This window comes from Acetatifactor sp. (assembly GCF_982438285.1).
In genome coordinates, this window is sequence record NZ_CEWDFQ010000270.1 from 1 (window position 1) to 4,339 (window position 4,339).

Genomic DNA, 4,339 nt, shown 5'->3' on the forward strand with positions numbered 1-4,339 from the left:
ATATAATAGGGAAGATTGGCCACTACCTTTATGGGGCTGCCTTCATTTTTTTCCTGCACAAGCTGGTTGATATCAAATTTCAGGATGTCCCCATGAATCACAGTTACATTGGAATAATCACAAAGGGTCTCCTCCAGGATGGGAATCAGCGCCCTGTCAATCTCCACAGCGGTCACCGTCCCGGCTCTCTCCGCCAAATACTGGGTCATGGTGCCAATCCCCGGACCAATTTCCAGCACACAGTCCTCTTTTGTAATCTCAGAAGCGGATATAATCCTGTCAAGCACCCTTTCGTCGATCAGGAAATTCTGCCCGAATTTTTTCTGAAAATGAAAATTGTATTTTTGCAGCACTGCTATGGTATTCTGCGGTATTCCTAAATCTGCCATTGTAATATCTCCTGATATTGCACCATTATTGATTAAAGTATCCCATAACCTGGGTCAGGTTTTCACAGATCAAAAAGCAAAGTCCTCTGATTTCCTCATCTGGCTCTATCAGATCCGGCACCATGATAGGCCTTAAGCCCGCTGCTGCTGCAGCGCGGATTCCGTTGGGGGAATCCTCAATGGCATAGGTCTCCTCAGGCCTAGCTCCCAGCTTCTTACAGGCCAGGAGGTAAATATCGGGCCTGGGCTTGGAATGCTGCACCATATCTCCCGATACGATCACAGAAAAATAGTCAATCAGCCGGGCCTGCTTTAAATGGCTGACCACAGAATCATATCTGGAGGAGGACGCCAATCCCAAGCTGTATCCTGACTGCTGCAGATAGGGCAGAAGTCTTTTTGCTCCTTCCTTTATGGGCAGGCCGTTTTTTTCGATCTCCTCCCAAAACCATTGGGAAACCTGTCCGTGGAATTCCTCATAGGAAAAGAATTTGTCCGGATGTTCTCTGGCAAATGCCTTTTGCACAAGCTCCCTGGTATCATTGCCGTTTAGACCAATACACTGTCTGGAAATTTCCTCTATTCCCTGGATGCCGTACCTTTCCGCCACCCTGCGCCAGCCCTCCATACACAGCCTTTCCGTGTCAAACAACACACCGTCCATATCGAAAATCACCGTTTTACTCATAATATTGAAACTCCTCCAGAAAATGAATACAATTATACACCACCAGCACATCCATTCCCCCCTCCGGCTCATATGTGTGCATAAACTCATAGAGACTGCCGTTTAAATAACGCAGGTCCACCACATAGATGGTCTGGTAATGGGGGGTAAAAAGGGGAATCAGGCTGTTGGCGTAGGAGTCTTTTATGACAAAAAGCGTTTTCCCGTTGCGATAGCTGGTGTGTATCTCCGTAAAGGCATGGTTATCATCCAGGAAAAATCCATATTTATTTTTCGTCTCCAGATAGCTCTCCTGATAATAGGTATCCATAGTCCCCTCAAAATCATAGGTGACTGTCACCGGACGCTTGATGGTCTCGGGGAAATAGGTAATCTCGTCCCCCTTCATGGGAAGATTCAGACGGGAATGGAGGGTTCCCAAAAAATCCTCCGAAGCCGTGCGCATACGGGAAACACTGTAGTCATAGGGCCTTACTCCCAAAGCCTGTGCCCAGGCAGAGTATCCATAATAGGCCCCCAGACTGGTCCAGTGATGATCTGTGCGATAATAGATTTCCTCCTGGGAATGCTCCTTCAGCACAGAAAAAACGTCAATATAATGGCTTTCCCCGATCTGCTCCTCCACATAAGCCAAAAGCGCCTCCTGATCATAATAGGCAGCATTTGCGGGAAGCTTGTCTGTGAGCACGTTATCTGCAGTGGGTACAAGCATCACCTTGGCATTCCAGTCATGTACCAGCTTTTCCAAGAGCGCCGTCCTTTTAGTGACCTGCACGCTCTCATACGCCGAGGGGAGATGCTGCTCAATCAAATAACCATCCTGCCCAAGATAGACACCATTGATGTCCTTCTTCTGCATGAGAATGTCCGAGGCAGTCTTGATACCGATCCACTTATCCCTGCCTACAAACTGATCCGTAATGTATTCCTCATAAGCCGCGCCGAATTCTCCGCTTTTTACGCTCTCCTGGGAAAGCTCCGGTCTGGAAGCTAATACACGGTTTTCTGTCTCAGAATAGATTCTGTCGCCGTTGAAAAGATCCGCCGCCGTAAACACGAGCAGCATGGCGCAGATAATGGCAACTGTCAAAATGGCATTTCTCTTCTGGTCCATAGCCTCCTCCTTTCGCTAAAACCGAAAATACAAAAAAGGATTGTAGCTTGCATCTACAATGTACGCCACCGACAAAAGAAGCAGCAGGGGGGGGATTACCTTTTCCCCCAGACGGTACAAGGCTATGGCATAGCCTGTGCGGTTTTTTTCCAGTTTTTTGAGAATCGCCCCAATGCAGGGGGTTGCGCCAATGGCCGCAATGGCGAATAAAAGCAGATATTCTCTTCCCAGATATAGCCCTTGTCCATCAAACAGCACGCCGCTTCCGGCTCCAAACAGAGCCTTGAAAAATCCTCCCGCCTGTGAGAGAGAATCCAGCCCAAACAAAACCCAGCCAAGCAGCACCGCCAGACAGGTATAAATCCTTCCGAAGGCCTTTGGAAGCTTCGAAAGCACTTTGCCAAGAAACAGCTTTTCCAAAATCAAAAGAAGTGCAAACCAAAGTCCCCAGGCAAGAAAGCTGATATCCGCACCGTGCCAGATGCCGGTGAGGGCCCACACAATCAGGATATTCACAAGCTGTCTGGAAAGTCCCTTTCTGTTGCCTCCCAGCGGGATGTACACATACTCCCGAAACCAGCTGCTTAAGGTGATATGCCATCTGCGCCAAAATTCCGAAACAGAGGCGGATATATAAGGATAATTAAAATTTTCCGGGAAGGAAAATCCCAGACAGGCCCCCAGCCCTATGGCCATGTCGGAATATCCCGAAAAATCAAAATAAATCTGAAAGGCAAAGGCAAAAATTCCCAGCCATGCTGTGAGTACGCTGATTTCTCCGTAATTCATAGCGGAAACTTCAGTCCACAGCACCCCCAGATTGTTGGCAATCAACACCTTTTTAGCAAGACCCGCCACAAAGCGCTTAACGCCTGCGCTTATCTGATACAGATCGCTTTTATGCCGATGCAGCTGCGCCTCCACCTGACGGTATTTCACAATGGGTCCTGCAATGAGCTGCGGGAACATGGTCACAAAGACGCTGAAGTCCAGAAGGTTTTTCTGCACTTTAGCCTCCCCGCGGTAAACGTCGATGGTATAGGACATGGTCTGAAAGGTGTAGAAGGAAATCCCGATGGGCAAAGGAAGCCTTAGCAAAGCGAAGCTTGTTCCCGCCAGCGCATTCACCGAGCCGATGAGAAAGTCCGCATATTTAAAAAATCCCAGCATCAAAAGATTTATCACAATGGAGGAAGTCAGCAGAAAGACTGACACCCTCCTGTTTCTGTACTTGTCGATCAGAATGCCGTGAATATAATCTGAAAAAATGGAAAACAGCATCAGCACAATGTACACCGGCTCGCCCCAGGCATAAAAAATCAGGCTCCCCAAGAGGAGGATGAAATTTTTCATCCTCTGGGGAACCAGAAAGTAACAAATAAAAAATGCGGGCAAAAACCGAAATAGAAACAAAATGCTGCTGAATACCATTTGAATGCTCCATTAACGCTCTACGTTTTGGCCGATTATCTCAATCACCAGCTCATTCTGCTCCTGGCAGTGAGTAATCACAGCCTCCTCACCGCTTTCCGAAGCGGCAGTGGTATCTGCGCCAAGCTGGACAAAGCAGACGTAGCTGCCGATCCTCTCAATTCTGGACGCCTGAATCTTTCCCATATTCATGGGGTACTGCATTGTATCGTTCACCAGATGATCCCGGTATGTGTTCAATGCTTCCTCCACTTCATCTACCTTATCACTTTTTGCCTTGATAATCAATAAAGTATCCACATTTGTGCTGATCATTGGCATTTCGCCCATATAATCATCATATAAATCCGAGGCGATGCCAAAGGTATCCTCCAGCATTTGGGGCGTGATCGCCATATTGGGCCAATAATTTTCCCCCAATGCGTCCACTATGGCGTCCCGGACAGCAGTCATTTCCTGGCTCCAGCCCTCCACCGTATCCATTCCGGTCTCCTCCGTCTCCTGGAATTCCTGAGTGGAGGACAGCCCAGTCTCCTGGGTGGGCTCGGTTTCCGCAGCGGACTGCGCAGTGCTTTGTGTATTCTCCTGTGAGGTCTCCTCCGCCCCCGCATTTTTGTCGCCGCAGGCGGTCATGGCAAATGACAGCGCGCAGGCAGTCAGCAAAATACGCAATTTTTTCATAATAAGACTCCTTCCTTCTGTTGGTGGTCTTAGTAT

General features: G+C 48.3%; 5 protein-coding genes. All 5 read right to left on the reverse strand.

Annotation, left to right across the window (positions count from 1 at the left end):
- A partial coding sequence (locus tag AC1WIP_RS12170) for a ribosomal RNA small subunit methyltransferase A (protein ID WP_481142078.1) occupies positions 1–389 on the reverse strand: 389 nt, incomplete at its 3' end.
- Positions 390–414: 25 nt separating this feature from the next.
- A complete protein-coding gene (locus AC1WIP_RS12175; RefSeq protein ID WP_481142079.1) occupies positions 415–1,077 on the reverse strand; it encodes an HAD family hydrolase in 663 nt (220 codons plus the stop codon).
- Positions 1,070–2,191: a DHHW family protein gene (locus AC1WIP_RS12180; RefSeq protein ID WP_481142080.1), complete on the reverse strand. Its 1,122-nt coding sequence runs from the start codon at positions 2,189–2,191 to the stop codon at positions 1,070–1,072. Before AC1WIP_RS12180 ends, AC1WIP_RS12175 begins: the two co-directional genes overlap by 8 nt.
- A gap of 15 nt (positions 2,192–2,206) precedes the next feature.
- Positions 2,207–3,622 (reverse strand): MBOAT family O-acyltransferase, encoded by a 1,416-nt coding sequence (locus AC1WIP_RS12185; RefSeq protein ID WP_481142081.1) that lies wholly within the window; start codon positions 3,620–3,622, stop codon positions 2,207–2,209.
- 12 nt (positions 3,623–3,634) lie between these two features.
- A complete protein-coding gene (locus AC1WIP_RS12190; RefSeq protein WP_481142082.1) occupies positions 3,635–4,303 on the reverse strand; it encodes a DUF4358 domain-containing protein in 669 nt (222 codons plus the stop codon).
- Positions 4,304–4,339 lie beyond the last annotated feature (36 nt).

Coding starts and splice junctions, on each gene's coding strand:
- AC1WIP_RS12175 (WP_481142079.1), bottom strand. CDS start 1,077: ATGAGTAAAACGGTGATTTTCGATATGGACGGTGTGTTGTTTGACACG.
- AC1WIP_RS12180 (WP_481142080.1), bottom strand. CDS start 2,191: ATGGACCAGAAGAGAAATGCCATTTTGACAGTTGCCATTATCTGCGCC.
- AC1WIP_RS12185 (WP_481142081.1), bottom strand. CDS start 3,622: ATGGTATTCAGCAGCATTTTGTTTCTATTTCGGTTTTTGCCCGCATTT.
- AC1WIP_RS12190 (WP_481142082.1), bottom strand. CDS start 4,303: ATGAAAAAATTGCGTATTTTGCTGACTGCCTGCGCGCTGTCATTTGCC.